Annotated in this window: 15 protein-coding genes; 12 read left to right on the top strand and 3 right to left on the bottom strand. The window is 69.0% G+C overall.

Annotated elements, in window-relative coordinates:
- The first annotated feature begins 31 nt into the window (after positions 1-31).
- From glpK to AC3IPP_RS15970, 4 genes are all read left to right on the top strand, one after another.
- Positions 32-1,531: a glycerol kinase GlpK gene (gene glpK / locus AC3IPP_RS15985; protein WP_489149661.1), complete on the top strand. Its 1,500-nt coding sequence runs from the start codon at positions 32-34 to the stop codon at positions 1,529-1,531.
- Positions 1,528-2,616 (top strand): phosphotransferase family protein, encoded by a 1,089-nt coding sequence (locus tag AC3IPP_RS15980; protein WP_489149660.1) that lies wholly within the window; start codon positions 1,528-1,530, stop codon positions 2,614-2,616. The genes glpK and AC3IPP_RS15980 overlap by 4 nt, the downstream gene beginning before the upstream one ends.
- An 88-nt stretch (positions 2,617-2,704) precedes the next feature.
- Entirely contained in the window at positions 2,705-3,181 is a 477-nt protein-coding gene (locus AC3IPP_RS15975) for an Rrf2 family transcriptional regulator (protein ID WP_087139679.1), read from the top strand.
- Between the two features lie 10 nt (positions 3,182-3,191).
- Entirely contained in the window at positions 3,192-3,998 is an 807-nt protein-coding gene (locus AC3IPP_RS15970) for an SDR family NAD(P)-dependent oxidoreductase (protein WP_489149659.1), read from the top strand.
- Positions 3,999-4,002: 4 nt separating this feature from the next.
- Here the strand turns inward: AC3IPP_RS15970 and AC3IPP_RS15965 are convergent, their stop codons facing one another.
- Positions 4,003-4,701: a MarC family protein gene (locus tag AC3IPP_RS15965; protein WP_087139683.1), complete on the bottom strand. Its 699-nt coding sequence runs from the start codon at positions 4,699-4,701 to the stop codon at positions 4,003-4,005.
- A gap of 97 nt (positions 4,702-4,798) precedes the next feature.
- Between AC3IPP_RS15965 and pyrF the strand changes: the two genes are divergently transcribed.
- The gene (gene pyrF, locus AC3IPP_RS15960; RefSeq protein ID WP_489149658.1) at positions 4,799-5,521 is read left to right on the top strand and encodes an orotidine-5'-phosphate decarboxylase; all 723 of its coding nucleotides are present in this window, start codon (positions 4,799-4,801) and stop codon (positions 5,519-5,521) included.
- A gap of 82 nt (positions 5,522-5,603) precedes the next feature.
- Here pyrF and AC3IPP_RS15955 read toward each other — a convergent pair whose 3' ends face one another.
- Positions 5,604-6,437: a hypothetical protein gene (locus AC3IPP_RS15955; RefSeq protein WP_489149657.1), complete on the bottom strand. Its 834-nt coding sequence runs from the start codon at positions 6,435-6,437 to the stop codon at positions 5,604-5,606.
- A gap of 313 nt (positions 6,438-6,750) precedes the next feature.
- Entirely contained in the window at positions 6,751-7,005 is a 255-nt protein-coding gene (locus AC3IPP_RS15950; RefSeq protein WP_489149656.1) for a DUF1674 domain-containing protein, read from the bottom strand.
- Between the two features lie 98 nt (positions 7,006-7,103).
- On the opposite strand from AC3IPP_RS15950, the gene htpX reads away from it, so the two are divergent.
- From htpX to infB, 7 genes are all read left to right on the top strand, one after another.
- Complete coding sequence (gene htpX, locus AC3IPP_RS15945; RefSeq protein WP_489149655.1) at positions 7,104-8,090, top strand: zinc metalloprotease HtpX; 987 nt, start codon at positions 7,104-7,106, stop codon at positions 8,088-8,090.
- Between the two features lie 57 nt (positions 8,091-8,147).
- Entirely contained in the window at positions 8,148-8,876 is a 729-nt protein-coding gene (trmB, locus tag AC3IPP_RS15940) for a tRNA (guanosine(46)-N7)-methyltransferase TrmB (RefSeq protein ID WP_489149654.1), read from the top strand.
- A 22-nt stretch (positions 8,877-8,898) separates the two neighbouring features.
- Positions 8,899-9,384 (top strand): hypothetical protein, encoded by a 486-nt coding sequence (locus AC3IPP_RS15935; RefSeq protein ID WP_489149653.1) that lies wholly within the window; start codon positions 8,899-8,901, stop codon positions 9,382-9,384.
- 113 nt (positions 9,385-9,497) lie between these two features.
- On the top strand, positions 9,498-10,094 hold the full coding sequence (rimP, locus tag AC3IPP_RS15930; protein ID WP_489149652.1) for a ribosome maturation factor RimP: 597 nt from the start codon (positions 9,498-9,500) through the stop codon (positions 10,092-10,094).
- Positions 10,094-11,842, top strand: a complete 1,749-nt coding sequence (nusA, locus tag AC3IPP_RS15925; RefSeq protein ID WP_489149651.1) for a transcription termination factor NusA — start codon at positions 10,094-10,096, stop codon at positions 11,840-11,842. The genes rimP and nusA overlap by 1 nt, the downstream gene beginning before the upstream one ends.
- Positions 11,843-11,860: 18 nt before the next feature.
- Positions 11,861-12,535, top strand: coding sequence for an RNA-binding protein (locus AC3IPP_RS15920; RefSeq protein ID WP_087139700.1), 675 nt, complete (start codon positions 11,861-11,863; stop codon positions 12,533-12,535).
- Positions 12,536-12,649: 114 nt separating this feature from the next.
- On the top strand, positions 12,650-15,661 hold the full coding sequence (infB, locus tag AC3IPP_RS15915) for a translation initiation factor IF-2 (protein WP_489149650.1): 3,012 nt from the start codon (positions 12,650-12,652) through the stop codon (positions 15,659-15,661).
- Positions 15,662-15,829: the final 168 nt, after the last annotated feature.

Here is a 15,829-nt window from a genome sequence, read left to right as displayed (position 1 = left end):
GCTCTGCATAACTTACATCATGCAAGCAAATATGATCCTCGCCATCGACCAGGGCACGACCTCGACGCGGGCGATCGCGTTTGAAGTCTCGTCTGAGGGTGATTTCCACGCTGTCGCCGTCAGTCAGATCGAGCTGGCGCAGCACTTCCCGCACTCCGGCTGGGTCGAGCATGACGCGGCCGAGATCTGGCGCGCGACGCTGCAGACCTGTCGCGAGGTGGTGCGCAAGGCGGGCGGCGTCGGGCGCTTCGCCGCCATCGGCATCACCAACCAGCGCGAGACCTCGGTGATCTGGGACGCCGCGACCGGCGAGCCCTTGCACCGCGCCATCGTCTGGCAGGACCGGCGCACGGCCGAGGCGACCACGCGGCTGGCGGCAGAGGGGCATGAAGCGAAGGTTCAGGCGGCGACGGGCCTGATCCTCGACCCCTATTTCTCGGCGTCGAAATACGCCTGGCTGCTGGACGCCGTGCCTGGCGCGCGAGAGCGGGCGGCGCGCGGCGAGGTGAAGCTGGGCACGATCGACGCCTGGCTGATCTGGAAGCTGACGGGCGGCCAAAGCCACGTCACCGACGCCACCAACGCCAGCCGCACCAGTCTGATGGACCTGACGACACGCGCCTGGCGGCCGGACCTGTGCGACCTGTTCGGCGTGCCGATTGAGGCCCTGCCGGAGATCCGCGCCTGCGACGCCCTGCTGGGGACGGCGGATCCGTCGCTGTTGGGGCGCGCCCTGCCTATTCACGGCTCGGCGGGGGATCAGCACGCGGCCCTGGTGGGCCACGGGGCGCTGACGGCGGGGGACGCCAAGATCACCTATGGCACCGGGGCCTTCCTGGTGGCCAATGTCGGTGGGGCGCCGGTGACCTCGACCTCGCGGCTGCTGGGAACGCTGGGCTATGCGGCGGGCGGCGAGGCGGCCTATGCGCTGGAGGGGTCCATCTTCTCGGCCGGGTCGGCGATTCAGTGGCTGCGCGACGGGCTGAAGGTGCTGTCGGATTCGCGCCAGTCCGAGGCCATGGCCCAGACGCTGAAGGACAACGGCGGGGTCTATCTGGTGCCCGGCTTCACCGGACTGGGCGCGCCGTGGTGGGAGCCGGAGGCGCGGGGCACGGTCGTCGGCCTGACCCGCGACAGCGGACCGGCGCACATGGTCCGCGCGGCGCTGGAGAGTCTGGCCTATCAGACCCGCGATCTGCTGGACGCCCTGACGGAGGACGGGGCGCCGCCGCTGAAACGGCTCAAGGTCGACGGCGGCGTCACCGCCAACGCCTTCGCCATGCAGTTCATCGCCGACATCTGCGAGGTCGAGGTCGAGCGCCCCGCCTTCCAGGAGATGACGGCCATGGGGGCGGCGCGGCTGGCGGCCTATGGCGTGGGTCTGACCGAGGCCCTGTGGACCGCCCCGGCCGAGGCGCCCGCCGTCTGGACCCCGCGCATGGGGGCCGAGGAGCGGAGGCGGCTGCTCAAGGGCTGGCGCGGCGCGGTCAGGGCCGCCATCATCGCCGCTCAGCCGGAGGAGGGGGAATGACCGAGGCCGTGGATTCACAGGCACTGGACGCTCAGGCCGCGTTTTCGGGCACGCGCGAGGTGGACGACCGTCATCGGCTGGATGAGGCGGCGCTGGACGCCTGGCTGGCGGCCAATGTCGAGGGCTATGCCGGGCCGCTGACGATCCGCCAGTTCAAGGGCGGCCAGTCCAACCCGACCTATGAGCTGACCACGCCGGGTCGGACCTATGTGCTGCGCCGCAAGCCGCCGGGCGCGCTGCTGGCCAGCGCCCACGCGGTGGATCGGGAATTCGCGGTGATCTCGGCCTTGCACGCCCAGGGTTTTCCGGTCGCGCGACCCTATGCTCTGTGCGCGGACGATAACGTCATCGGTTCGATCTTCTATGTCATGGAGAAGGTCGAGGGCCGCATCTTCTGGGACTTGAAGCTGCCCGGCCTGACCCCGCCGGAGCGCCGCGCCATCTATGACGCCCAGGTCGATACGCTGGCGGCCCTGCACCGGCTGGAGCCGGAGGCCGCAGGCCTGGCCGACTACGGCAAGGCGGGGAACTATTTCGCGCGCCAGGTGGGGCGCTGGAGCAAGCAGTATCGCGCCTCGGAGATCGAACCGGTCACGGCCATGGACCGGCTGATCGCCTTCCTGCCCGACAGCCTGCCGCCGGAGGGGCCGACGCGGATCGTGCATGGGGACTTCCGCCTCGACAATCTGATCCTCGATCCGGCCGAGGCGAAGGTGCGGGCGGTGCTGGATTGGGAGCTGTCGACCCTGGGCGACCCGATGGCGGATTTCTCCTATCTGCTGATCGCCTGGGTGATACCGGCGTCCTTGCGCAACGGCCTGGCGGGGGCGGACCTGAAGGCGCTGGGCATTCCCTCGGTCGAGGAGACGGTCGCGCGTTATGCGCAGAAGACCGGAACGGCGCCGCCGGAGAACCTGGACTGGCTGTTCGCCTATAATCTGTTCCGGCTGGCGGCCATCTGTCAGGGCATCGCCGGACGGGTGCGCGACGGCACCGCCGCCAGCGCCCACGCCAAGGCCATGGCGGCCCAGGTCGGTCCGCTTTCGGACGCGGCCTGGAGCTTTGCGCGCAAGGCGGGCGCCTAGCGGAGCTGTACGGAAACAGTTTTTGTTACGGATCGATTTGTGAAACGCTCTCGGAAGGCCTACCTTCCCATCAGGAGCAAGAACCCTGATGTCTGACAGCCAACGTTTCCCCGTCGCCGCCCACGCCCTGGCCTATCTGGCCCATAAGGGCGCCTATGCGGCGACCGAGGCCGAGCCGAGCGCCGTCCTGGCGGCCTCGGTGCCGACCAATCCGGTGGTGATCCGCCGGGTTACGGCCCTGCTGGCCAAGGCGGGCCTGATCGCTACGCGCCCCGGCGCGTCGGGCGGATCGTGGCTGCTGCGGCGGCCCGAGGATATTCGCCTGGATGAGGTGCTGAAGGCCGTGAACGGCTGCGCTCAGCTGGGCTCGCCGCCCGCCGGGGCCAAGGGGTGCCCGGTCGGCGAACACATTCCGCGCCAGGTGGCCAAGGCCCTGACGGCGGCGGATCAGGCGGCGGGCGCGGCCCTGTCGAAGATCACCATCGCCGACCTGCTGGCCGAAGACCCAGAAGTGCTGCGCCCGTTCGCGCCGCATCCGTGCTGCCCCAACGCCGACGCGGCCTGACGAGGCGTCCTTGGGGGAGGGGCGCCGCACCGTTCTGATCACCGGGGCTTCGGCGGGCATCGGCGCCGCCCTGGCGCGCGTCTGCGCGGCGCGAGGCCATGACCTGATCCTGACCGCCCGGCGCGAGGCGCCGCTTCACGCCCTGGCCGAGGCGCTGGCCGCCGCCCACGGCGTCGCCGCGAGCGTAATCACCGCCGACCTGGCCGAGCCGGAAGCGCCCGCGCGCCTGGTCGAGGCGATCGCGGCGCGCGATCTGAGCGTCGACGGCCTGATCAACAATGCGGGCTTCAGCCGCACCACGGGCTTCCTGACGACCGATCCGGCCGATCACGCCGCCATGATCCGGGTCATGCTGACCGCGCCGGTCGAGCTGTCGCGCCTGGTGTTGCCGGGCATGGTCGCGCGCGGCTGGGGCCGGGTGCTGAACGTGGCCTCTCTGGCCGGACAGATGCCGGCGACCGGCGGCGACACGCTTTACGGGCCGATCAAGAGCTTCCTGATCAAGGCGTCGCAAGGGTTGTGGCTGGAGACGCAAGGGACCGGCGTGCACGTCACCGCCCTGTGTCCCGGCTACACCTATACCGAGTTCCACGACGTCAACGGTTCGCGCGATCAGGTTTCGGCCGCCTATCCCAAGTGGATGTGGATGGACGCTGACCGGGTGGCCCGCATCGGCTGGGATGCGGTCGAGGCCAATCGGCCGCGCGTGACGCCGGGCGCAGCCAACAATGTGCTGGCGGCGCTGGGCGGACTGCTGCCTGACGCCCTGGCGCTGAAGATGGTCGGCGGCCACGCCAAACGGCTGGACCGCCTCTGAAGCTCTAGTGTCCGCCGGAAGGGTAGGGGGTGGTGACGCCCGCGCTGAACATCCCCGGCAGGGCTTCGCCCAGACCCATCAGGATGAACTGGATCGCCAGGGCGCACAGGATCAGGCCCAGCACGCGCACCACGATGGCCATGCCGACATCGCCCAGGATGCGGCTGATCGGGCCGGTGGCGGCGAAGCACATGAAGGTGACGACGCAGGCGGCGACCATGGCGGTCAGCGACGCCGCCGTGCCCGCCGCGCCCAGCTTCTGGGCCTCGCCCGCCTGGATGATGATGGCCGAGATGGCGCCCGGTCCGATCATCAGGGGAATGGCGAAGGGCACGATCAGGCGCTTGAACCGGCGCTTGGCGTAGCCGCGCACGTCCTGGGCGTCGGTCGCGGCGTCGGCGTCGGCGAAGATCTTGAGGAAGTCCTCGCGCGCCATGTCCAGGCCCAGCAGCAGCAGCAGGATGCCGCCCGCGATGCGGAAGGCGGCCAGAGAAATGCCGAAGAACTGCAGCAGGCCCAGGCCGGTGAAGAAGAAGAAGCCGAGGAAGACCGCCGCGAAGGCGCAGATCATGGCCGAGACGGTGATGCGCTGACGCAGGGAAGCGCCCGCCGTGGCCGCCGCGAAGATCGGCACATTGCCGATGGGGTCCAGCAGGGCGAACAGCGCCACGAACAGGTTGACCCCCAGATCGACCGCGTTCATTGCTTCATCCCGCCCTTAAAACCCGCCGCGCGACCGCGACCCCTTGTCTCACCTATCGGGGCATCCGCGCGCGCCTGCAAGCCGCCGAGAGCCGGAAATGTCGCAAGATCGCCCTAATCGCCCCTTCGACCCGCGCGTCATCTGCGCCCTGGACGTGCCGACGACCGATGAGGCCCGCGCCCTGGTCGCGCGGATCGGCGATGCGGTGGGCTTCTACAAGGTGGGGCTGCAGCTGTTCGCTTCGGACGGCATGGGTCTGGCGCGCGAGCTGAAGGCGTCCGGCGCACAGGTGTTTCTGGACTGGAAGCTGCATGACATCGGCGCGACGGTGGAGAAGGCGACGGCGGTGCTGGCCAATGCGGGCTGCGACCTGCTGACCGTTCACGCCCGGCCCCAGGTGATGGCGGCGGCGGCGCGTGGCGCGGCGGGGTCGGACCTGAAGATCCTGGGCGTCACCGTCCTGACCAGCCTGACCGACGACGATCTGAAGGCGGACGATCACAGCCTGTCGGCGGCGGAACTGGTAGAGCAGCGGGTGCGTCAGGCGCTGGAGGCGGGCATCCACGGCGTCGTCTCCAGCCCGCATGAGGCGGGCCGGGCGCGCGAGATCGCGGCGGCGGCGGGACGCGAGGACTTCCTGATCGTGACGCCGGGCGTGCGGCCCGCCGGGGCGGCCCTGGATGATCAGGCGCGCGCCGCGACGCCGGCCAGCGCGCTTGCGGCGGGAGCGACCCATCTGGTCATCGGCCGTCCGATCACCGCTGTCGCCGATCCGCGTGCGGCGGCCCAGGCGATTACCCAGGAGATCGCCCTGGTCTGAGGGCTATGGGCTTGATCCTGAAAGGGATCGTGCTTCACGTGAAACAAGAAGGGCGGCGTCCGTGGACGCCGCCCTTGTCGTATCAGCCGCGTTCGCCGCGTTCCTGGCGGTAGGGCCGCTCGGTCGGAGACGCCGGCGCAGGCGGGGCGGGCGGAACGGCGTAGTAGCCCTGGTCGAAGTTCACGACCGGCGGGGCGGTTTCGACGCGCGGCGGCTCGACGTAGACGTTGGGACGGGCCACCTCGACCTGGGCCGGGGCGACGCGCACGTCGGCGGCGGCCACATGGACCGGCGGCGGGGCCACATGGACGCGGGCCGGTTCGACGTAGACCGGGGCCGGCTGCACGAAGACCGGCGGCGATTCCACATAGACGGGCGGCTGCGAGACGTAGACCGGCGGCTGGCTGACGTAGATCGGCTCGGCGCGATAGTGCACCGGCTGCATAGGCTGGGGCGGCGGGCCGCAGCGACCGCAGTCGTGGCCGTAGCCGCCCTGGTAATAGCCCTGCTGGTAGCCGCCCTGATATTGGCCCTGATATTGGCCGCCGTAGCCGCCATAGCCGGCGCGCGCCCAGGGGTAGCGGCCGTAGCCGTCGACCGGATAGCCGAAGGGCATGGAGCGGGTGACGCCGGAATAGGCGTAGCCGCCATGCTGGATCGGCGGCTGCGACGGAGCGATCACGACCGGCGGACGAACCCCGGCGCCGCCGTAGCCGTAACCATAGCCGTAGCTTTCGATCGGGCCGTAGCCGCCCTGCCAGCCGGTGTCGCTGTACCAGGTCTGGGCGCGGGTCTGGACGACGGGGCCGCGGGCGTAGCCTGCGGCGGCGTTATATCGGGCGCCGGCCTGATGGGCCTCGGCCGCTCCGGCGATGAGGACCGCCGCGCCTGCGGCGGCGTAGAATAGAGCCTTCATGGCTGCGCTCCTTGTTTCGGCCGCAAAGGTTAATGCGGATCTCGCCAGAGCGTTCACTATTCTCCCATCAAGGGAACCGGAGGTCTTTCCTTCCCATGCAATGGGGAGGGGGACCGCGTAGCGGTGGAGGGACTGGGGCAGCGGAGGTCGACTGCATTTCAAGGTCGACGACAGCGGCGCCCAGCGGCCCCTCCGTCTCGTCGGCTACGCCGCCGATCCACCTCCCACGCTGTGGGAAGGAGAAGCCGCGCGGCGAGCGGTAGCGGCGAAACCAACTCAAGCAGCGAGCCGCCGCGCGGCGAGCGGTAGCGCTCTAAAAGTCCACCGCCAGGCCCTTCTTCTCCCAGTCGCCGAAACGGGTCGGCTCCGGTCCCTTGCGGCCGCCGACCTCGTTCGGAAGCGCGGCGGCCTCCTCGACGGCGCGGCGTTCGGCGGCTTCCAGCAGGGCGCGACGGGCGACCGCGTTCAGGGGGCGCTCGGGCGTAGCGTGGGGCACGTCGGCGTTGAAGGCTTCCTCGGGGGAAGGTTCGAGCTGATGTTCGGTCGGGGGGGTGGGCTGTTCGGTCACAGGTCGCCTGCCTTGAGAGCGGGGATACTGCGGCTCAAATAGACGTTCCGGCCGAACACGCCACCCCTTGAAGTCCGATAGCGCGACCGAAGCCCCGCATGAACCATCTGAAGACATTCGCCCTGCTGGCCGTCATGACCGCCCTGTTCATGGGGATCGGCTATCTGATCGGCGGCGCGACGGGCATGGCCATCGCCCTGGTCGTGGCGGCGGGGATGAATCTGTTTTCCTATTGGAACGCCGACAAGATCGTCCTGAAGATGTATCGCGCCGAGCCGGTGAACGAGACCCATCCCAACGCCGTGGTGCGCGCCTATGTCGCCGACGTGAAGCAGATGGCGAAGGATGCGGGGATGCCCCTGCCCAACATCACCATCATTCCGAACGATCAGCCCAACGCCTTCGCCACGGGGCGCAATCCCCAGAACGCGGCGGTGGCGGCGACGACGGGCCTGCTGGACATGCTGACGCGCGAAGAGATCCGCGGCGTGATGGCGCACGAACTGGCCCATGTGAAGAACCGCGACACCCTGACCATGACGGTCACGGCGACGGTGGCGGGCGCCATCGCCATGCTGGCCAACTTCGCCATGTTCTTCGGCGGCGGCGATGATCGCGAGCGGCCCGGCGGCATGATCGGGACCATCGCCCTGATGTTGCTGGCGCCGATGGCGGCAGGTCTGGTGCAGATGGCCATCAGCCGCACCCGCGAATACGAAGCCGACCGCGTCGGCGCCGAGATCGCCAACGACCCGCAGGCCCTGGCCTCGGCCCTGCAGAAGATCGAGGCCTATGCGCGCGGGGCGGTCAACGCCCCGGCCGAGCGTAACCCCGCCACGGCCCATATGTTCATCATCAATCCGCTGAACGGGAAGGGGGCGGACAATCTGTTCTCGACCCACCCGGCCACGGGCAACCGCGTGCGCGCCCTGATGGAGCTGGGGGCCAAGATGGGCATGGGCGGGCGTGTGCGTCCGGCGGCGGCCTTGGTCGCGCCCGTGCGCGCGCCCGCGCCGATCCGCGGAACCAGCGTACCGACGACCGACGACGGGCCGTCGGTTCCGCCGCGGGGGCCGTGGGGCTGAGCTTTCCGCGAAAGCGGCCCTTTGCGTGCGCGGCCTTAAGCCGCTAGAGCGCGCGCCATGACCGACGAGATCGACCCCAAACCGTCCGACGCCGACCGTCCCGAATGGGCCAAGGCGCATGGCCCGCTGCGCTCCTTCGGACGCATCAAGTCGCGGCCGATCAAGGCGAAGCAGGCGGCCCTGTTCGACACCCTGATGCCGCGCATCGCCGTGCCGGACCCGGCCAAGGGGCCGATCGACCCGCTGGCCCTGATGCCGGAGGCGAAAGCCGCCTGGCTGGAGATCGGCTTCGGCGGGGGCGAGCATCTGGCGGCCCAGGCGGCGCGTCATCCCGAGGCGGTGATGATCGGCTGCGAGCCCTTTTTGAACGGCGTGGCTTCGGCCCTGCGTCACGTCGAGGAAGGCGGGCTTGAGAACGTGCGCCTGCACGCCGACGACGCCCGCGCGGTGATGGCGGCCCTGCCGGACGCCAGTCTGGACCGGGTGATGATCCTGTTCCCAGATCCCTGGCACAAGGCGCGCCACAACAAGCGCCGCTTTCTGCAGGACGAGACGGCGGTCGAGATCGCCCGCCTGCTCAAGCCGGGGGGCCGCGTGCGCTTCGTCACCGACTGGCTGGACTACGCCGACTGGGCGCTGGAGCGGCTGGCGCGCACGCCGGGCCTGACGCGCGTTGAAACGGGCGCCGACTGGTTCGCCCCGCCCGAAGACCACGTCGTCACCCGCTATGAGGAAAAGAAGTTGGGCGACACCGACCCGATCTTCCTCGAGTTCGTGCGGAACTGAGACAATGGACGAGCGACGGTCAGTGTCTGAAACGGCCGACCCTCGCTGGCCCCAGCTTCTTCTTTGCGTCGTGCTCGCTCCGGTGTTGTCGGCGATTTTCTACGGCCTGGCGGGGCGTCTGGCGGATGGCCCAGATACATTGATGATGCTGTCGCCGTTCGTATGGATGTTCGTGCTGTTTTACGGCCTTGTCCCGTCCCTGCTGTTCGGGAGCCTGGGCTGCATTCTGGCCGAGCGCTTCCTGTCGACGGCGTCCGTGGCCGCATGGAGCGTGGCGGGCGCTCTGGCCGCTTCGGCCTATGTGGCGGCGTCGCTGGGGGCGACGGGCCTGGGTTTTGAGGCGGTGGGCTTTTTCGCGCCCTGGCAGATTGTCGAAGACGGCAAGGATGCGCTGGGCATGGGCGGCTGGGCCGCGCCGCTCTGCATCATCCTGGCGGGGTTCGCCGCCGGGGCGCTCTATCGCCGGCTGTCCAGGCCGCGAACGGCGAGGGCGTCGGCAGGGGGCTGACACGGCCCCTGCTTTGGCCTATATGACCGCTCACATCGTTAGACCGACGTCCAACGGCGTCGTATCAAGCGGCGGCCCGGACGGACCGTCGCTTTTGTTTTTGGAGTAGCCGTTTGCGGGCCAAGACCGCCGAAGACCGTGCTCTGCTTGAGCTGATCGACCCCGTGGCCGAGAGCCTGGGGCTGGCGGTCGTGCGCGTGCGCCTGATGGGCGGCACCCTGCGTCGCCGTCTGCAGATCATGGCTGAGCGCAATCTCGATCACGACATCTCGGTCGAGGAATGCGCCCGCCTGTCGCGCGCCGTGTCCGAGGTGCTGGACGCCGCCGACCCGATCTCGGGCGAATATCTGCTGGAAGTCTCGTCGCCCGGCATCGACCGGCCGCTGACGCGCCTGATCGATTTCAGCCTGTTCGAAGGCCTGGAAGCCCGCCTGGAAACCGACCGCATGGTCGAGGGCCGCAAGCGCTTCAAGGGCATTGTCGCCGGCGTCGAGGGCGAGAATATCGCCATCGATCTGGACGGCGAGGACGAGACCGCCCTGATCCCCTTCGCTTGGCTGGCCGACGCTAAGCTGGTGCTGACCGATGAATTGCTGAAACGCGGCGCGGCCTTGCGCGCGGCGCGCGGCGAACCCGAAGACGACGGCCTGCCCGAGGGCGAGCCCGACGCTGAACAATCCAACTCCGACTCCACTAAGGACGACGCCTGATGGCCGTGACCGGAATCTCCGCCAACCGCCTGGAACTGCTCTCTATCGCTGACGCCGTCGCGCGCGAGAAGAACATCGACCGGGAGATCGTCATCGAGGCGATCGAGGAAGCGATCCAGAAGGGCGCCAAGTCGCGCTATGGCGCGCACCACGACATCCGCGCCAAGATCGACCACAAGACCGGCGAGCTGAGCCTGACCCGTCACGTCACCATCGTCGCCGACGACTGGCAGCCGGAAGACGAACTGGAAGAGTTCAACGACAGCGCCATGGTGCGTCTGCGCGACGCGCTGAAGCGCGACGCCGAGGCCGAGGTCGGCAAGGAATACGTCGAGATCCTGCCGCCGTTCGAGTTCGGCCGCGTCCAGACCCAGATGGCCCGCCAGGTCGTGACCGGAAAGGTCCGCGAGGCCGAGCGCGCCAACCAGTACGAAGAGTTCAAGGATCGCGTTGGCGAGATCGTCAACGGCACGGTCAAGCGCGTCGAATACGGCAACACCATCGTCGATCTGGGCCGCGGCGAAGGCATCATGCGCCGCGACCAGTCGATCCCGCGCGAAGTGTTCAACGTCGGCGACCGCGTCCGCACCTACATCTATGACGTGCGCCCGGAAGCCAAGGGCCCGCAGGTCATGCTGTCGCGCGCCCATCCGGGCTTCATGGCCAAGCTGTTCGCCCAGGAAGTGCCCGAAGTCTATGACGGCGTGATCGAGATCCGCGCCGCCGCCCGCGACGCCGGTTCGCGCGCCAAGATGGCCGTCCTGTCGAACGACAGCTCGATCGATCCCGTCGGCGCCTGCGTCGGCATGCGCGGCTCGCGCGTTCAGGCGGTCGTCGCCGAACTGCAGGGCGAGAAGATCGACATCATCCAGTGGAACGACGACGAGCCCACCTTCATCGTCAACGCTCTGGCCCCGGCTGAAGTGGCCAAGGTGGTGCTGGACGAAGAAGCCGACCGCGTCGAAGTGGTGGTCCCGGACGAGCAACTGTCGCTGGCCATCGGCCGTCGCGGCCAGAACGTCCGCCTGGCCTCGCAGCTGACCGGCTGGCAGATCGACATCATCACCGAGTCTCAGGACTCCGAGCGTCGCCAGCGCGAGTTCGCCGAGCGCACCGCCCTGTTCCAGGAAGCCCTGGACGTGGACGAGACCATCGCCCAGCTGCTGGTCACCGAAGGCTTCGCCACGGTCGAGGATCTGGCCTTCGTCGAGCCCTATGAGATCTCCGAGATCGAAGGCTTCGACGAGGATACGGCCGAAGAGCTGCAGACCCGCGCCCGCGAGCACCTGGACCGTCAGGCGGCCGAGCTGGACGCCAAGCGCGTGGCTCTGGGCGTCGAGGACGGCGTGCTGGAAGTTCCGGGCGTGACCGCCGCCATCGCCGTCGCCCTGGGCGAAGGCGGGGTGAAGACGGTCGAGGATCTGGCCGACCTGGCCACCGACGAAATCCGCGGCGGCTATGAAGTGCGCGGCGGCGAGCGGGTCAAGGTTCCGGGCGTGCTGGAAAGCTTCAACCTGAGCCAGGAAGACGCCGAAATGCTGATCCTGCAGGCGCGCGTGGCCGCCGGCTGGATCGACGCCTCGGAACTGCCTCAGCCGGAATACGTCGAGGAAGAGACGCTGGAAGGCGACGTCGAGTTCGACGGCGAAGGCCAGGAAGAAACCCCGGCGGATGACGCCGACGCTGACGCTGATGCTGATGCAGAGGTCGTTTCCGACGACCTCGACGATCAGTCCCGCGACATGTGATGGGAGCCGCAGCTGTCCATGAGGTCGTCCGAGACGTTGATCGATAGAGATCGTCAGGACCTGGCGTCACGCCAGGTCCTCGATGAATCTCGCCTGATCCGTTTTGTCGGCGGCCCGGACGGCGCAGTGGCGCCCGATCTGGGGCGTAAGCTTCCGGGGCGCGGCCTGTGGGTCGCGGCCGACCGCGCCTCGCTTGAGGCTGCGATCAAGAAAAACCTGTTCGCGCGGGCGGCCAAGGCGCCGCTGAAGCCCGCCGCCGATCTGCCTGATCTGGTCGAAAGCCTGTTGGTTCGGCGCTGTCTGGACCAGCTGGGGCTTGCCCGGCGCGAAGGCGTGCTTATCTCTGGCTTCGAGAAATGCGCTGCGGCGATCCGCAGCGGCCGCGCCGCCTGGCTGATCGAAGCCGCTGACGGCTCGGCCGATGGGCGCGGCAAGCTTCTGGGCCTCACCAGACACGCCTCGCCCGCCCCCGAAATCTGCGGGGCTTTCAGCGCGGACGATTTGAGTTTGGCCCTTGGGCTGGAAAATGCGATACACGCCGTCCTGCTGCGAGGCGGGCGGGCTGATCGTTGGACCCAGGAGGTTCAGCGGTTGGCGGGATTTCGACCTCTCTGTCCCCAGAGCTGGAACCGGGCGGGGCCCGAAAACGGCGCAGAGGACGACCGGGGCGGCGCCCCGGATGGAGAGCCTTAGGGTTTCGGCGGTTGCGGGCCTGTTTCCGATATGACGGAGGCGGGGCCGCATTCTGCTATGGGTGCACAAGATAGAGACGAAGGCGGAATTCTCCGCCCTGAGTAAAGCGACCGGATGAGCGACGAAAACAACAATTCCAACGACGGCAAGACTCCTGCCAACACGCCTTCGCAAACGGGGCCGCGCGCTCCGTTGAGCCTGAAGCCGCGTGCGGCGGGTTCGGTCTCGACCGGCACGGTGAAACAGAGCTTCAGCCACGGCCGTTCCAAGACCGTCGTCGTCGAGACCAAGCGCCGCGCCGGCCCGCAGGGCGGGCATCAACGTCCGCAGGGCTTCGACGTCGCACGTCCGCGCCCCGAAGGCGGCGCGCCGCGTTCGTCTGCGCCGCGTCAACCGGCCGGCGGCGCCCTGTCGCCCGAGGAACAGGAGGCGCGTCGCCGCGCCATCGCCCTGGCCACGCAACAGGCCGCCGAGCGCGAGCGCAACGCTGTCGCCGCCAAGGCCGCGGCCGAAGCCGCCGAGCGCCAACAGGCCGCCGCCGCCGAAGCCGCTGCCGCCAAGGCTGCTGCCGAAGCCGCCGCCGCCAAGGCCGCCGCTGAAGCCGCCCGCGTCGAGGCCGCCAAGCTGAGCGCCACGGCTCCGGCTCCCGCTCCGGCCAAGCCGGTCGCGCCCAAGGCGGAAGCGCCCAAGGTCGAGGCTCCGAAGGCCGAGGCTCCGAAGGTTGAAGCCAAGCCTGAGCCGGCCAAGCCTGCCGCCCCGGCTGCTCCGGCCGCGCCCAAGCGCCCGGCCGTCAACTTCGGCCAGCGCGCGCCCAAGATCCCGACCGGCCGCGCGCCGCTGGAGCGTCCCGCCTTTGGCGGCCGTTCGGCGCGCGAACAGGCCATGGGCGACGGCGAGCGTCCGCAGACCCGTGAACAGGCGCCGCGTGAAGGCGGCCGCGAGGGCGCCGAGCGTCCTGCGCGTCCGGCCCAGACTGTTCGCTATTCGGCGCTGAACCCGCGTCCGGCGCCCGGCGCCCGCACCGGCGCGCCCGGCGCGGCGCGTCCTGGCGCCCGCCCGGCTCCGAACCAGCCTCCGGCCCAGCCCGAAGTGGCGCGTCCCAGCCGCGCCGGCGGCGGCTTCGCCCGCCCGGCGACCGGCCGCGAGGACGATCGCGAGAAGCGTTTCGCCGACAATGCGCCCGGCAAGGCCGTCAGCCGCACGCGCGGCGAGCCCAAGCGCCGCGAAGGCCGCCTGACCATCCATTCGGTGGCGGGAGGCGACGAGGACGCCGTCGAGCGCATGCGCTCGCTGGCCTCGGTGCGCCGCGCTCGCGAACGCGAGAAGGAAAAGCGCCGCGGCGGTTCGACCGAAACGCCCAACCGTCCGCGTGAAGTGGTCATTCCCGACACCATCACCGTCGGCGAACTGGCCAACCGGATGGCCGTGCGCGGCGTCGACATCATCAAGTTCCTGATGCGTCAGGGCCTGATGATGAAGATCAACGACGTGATCGATTCCGACACCGCCGAACTGGTGGCCGAGGAATACGGCATGGCCGTCAAGCGCGTGTCCGAATCCGACGTTGAAGAAGGCTTCATCGCCGACGCCGACGACGCCGATGCGGGCGAGATCCGCGCCCCGGTCGTGGCCATCATGGGTCACGTCGACCACGGCAAGACCTCGCTTCTGGACGCGCTCCGCACCACGGACGTGGCGGGCGGCGAGGCCGGCGGCATCACCCAGCACATCGGCGCCTATCAGGTCCGCCTGGGCGACGGTCAGCGCATCACCTTCCTGGACACGCCGGGCCACGCGGCCTTCTCGGCGATGCGGGCGCGCGGCGCCAACGTCACCGACATCGTCGTCCTGGTCGTGGCGGCCGACGACGGCGTCATGCCGCAGACGGTCGAGGCCATCCAGCACGCCAAGGCGGCGGGTTCGCCGATTATCGTGGCGGTCAACAAGATCGACAAGCCGGACGCCAATTCCCAGAAGATCGTCAACGAGCTGCTTCAATATGAAGTCATCTCCGAGAGCCTGGGCGGCGACACGCAGATCATCGAGCTGTCGGCCAAGGAAAAGATCAACCTCAACGGTCTGACCGACGCCATCCTGCTGCAGGCCGAAGTCATGGACCTGCGCGCCAACGCCGATCGTTCGGCCGAGGGCGTGGTCATCGAAGCCAAGCTGGACAAGGGCCGCGGCCCGGTCGCGACCGTCCTGGTCAAGCGCGGCACGCTGAAGCGCGGCGATATCGTCGTGGCCGGTTCGGCCTGGGGCAAGGTTCGCGCCCTGCTGAACGAGCGCAACGAGCAACTGCCTGAAGCCGGTCCGTCGGTTCCGGTCGAGATCCTCGGCCTGGACGAGGCGCCGTCGCCGGGCGACGTCTTCGCCGTGGTGGAAACCGAGGCCCGCGCCCGCGAACTGACAGAATACCGTCAGCGCGTGAAGCGCGAGAAGACCCAGGTCTCGGGCGGTTCGCTGTCGCTGGTCGACATGATGTCCAAGCTGCAGTCCAAGAAGGTCTCGGAACTGCCGGTCCTCATCAAGGCCGACGTGCAGGGCACGGCGGAAGCCATCGTCAGCTCGCTGGACAAGATGGGCAACGACGAAGTCCGCGCCCGCACCGTCTATTCGGGCGCCGGCGGCATCACCGAGAGCGACGTCAACCTGGCCAAGTCGGCCGGCGCGCCGATCCTGGGCTTCAACGTCCGTGCGTCGAAGCAGGCCCGCGATCTGGCCGAGCGTGAAGGCGTCGAGATCCGCTACTACTCGATCATCTACGACCTGCTGGACGACATTAAGGGCGTGCTCTCGGGCATGCTGGCGCCGCTCCAGCGCGAAACCTTCCTGGGCAACGCCAAGGTTCTGCAGGCCTTCGACATCACCAAGGTCGGCCGGGTCGCAGGCTGCCGCGTCACCGAGGGCGTGGTCCGCAAGGGCGCGCGCGTCCGCATCATCCGCGACGACGTGGTGGTGCTGGAACTGGGCGTGCTCAACACGCTCAAGCGCTTCAAGGACGAGGTCAACGAAGTGCCTTCGGGTCAGGAATGCGGCATGCAGTTCGCCGGCTTCCAGGACATCAAGGAAGGCGACTACATCGAGTGCTTCACCGTCGAAGAGATCAAGCGCACCCTGGACTAGGATGCTTGAGCCTCACGGCTTGAAACAGAGAAGGGCGCGGTTTCCACGGAAGCCGCGCCCTTTGTCTTTGGCGCTGCAATTTCCGCTCATCCCGGCGGATGCCGGGACTCAGTTCTTTGGCTACGAACGCGCGGTGGACCCCAAGCTTTGGCAAGGGTGAGTGTGCGG

Source organism: Brevundimonas sp. KH_060, from assembly GCF_057838275.1.
The sequence above is the reverse complement of the archived record's forward strand: the minus strand, read 5'-3'. Positions and strand labels throughout refer to the sequence as shown.

Bases quoted from the DNA above. Each gene is read 5' to 3' on its own strand.
- glpK (WP_489149661.1), top strand. From the start codon at position 32: ATGATCCTCGCCATCGACCAGGGCACGACCTCGACGCGGGCGATCGCG.
- AC3IPP_RS15980 (WP_489149660.1), top strand. From the start codon at position 1,528: ATGACCGAGGCCGTGGATTCACAGGCACTGGACGCTCAGGCCGCGTTT.
- AC3IPP_RS15975 (WP_087139679.1), top strand. From the start codon at position 2,705: ATGTCTGACAGCCAACGTTTCCCCGTCGCCGCCCACGCCCTGGCCTAT.
- AC3IPP_RS15965 (WP_087139683.1), bottom strand. From the start codon at position 4,701: ATGAACGCGGTCGATCTGGGGGTCAACCTGTTCGTGGCGCTGTTCGCC.
- pyrF (WP_489149658.1), top strand. From the start codon at position 4,799: ATGTCGCAAGATCGCCCTAATCGCCCCTTCGACCCGCGCGTCATCTGC.
- AC3IPP_RS15955 (WP_489149657.1), bottom strand. From the start codon at position 6,437: ATGAAGGCTCTATTCTACGCCGCCGCAGGCGCGGCGGTCCTCATCGCC.
- htpX (WP_489149655.1), top strand. From the start codon at position 7,104: ATGAACCATCTGAAGACATTCGCCCTGCTGGCCGTCATGACCGCCCTG.
- trmB (WP_489149654.1), top strand. From the start codon at position 8,148: ATGACCGACGAGATCGACCCCAAACCGTCCGACGCCGACCGTCCCGAA.
- nusA (WP_489149651.1), top strand. From the start codon at position 10,094: ATGGCCGTGACCGGAATCTCCGCCAACCGCCTGGAACTGCTCTCTATC.
- AC3IPP_RS15920 (WP_087139700.1), top strand. From the start codon at position 11,861: ATGAGGTCGTCCGAGACGTTGATCGATAGAGATCGTCAGGACCTGGCG.
- infB (WP_489149650.1), top strand. From the start codon at position 12,650: ATGAGCGACGAAAACAACAATTCCAACGACGGCAAGACTCCTGCCAAC.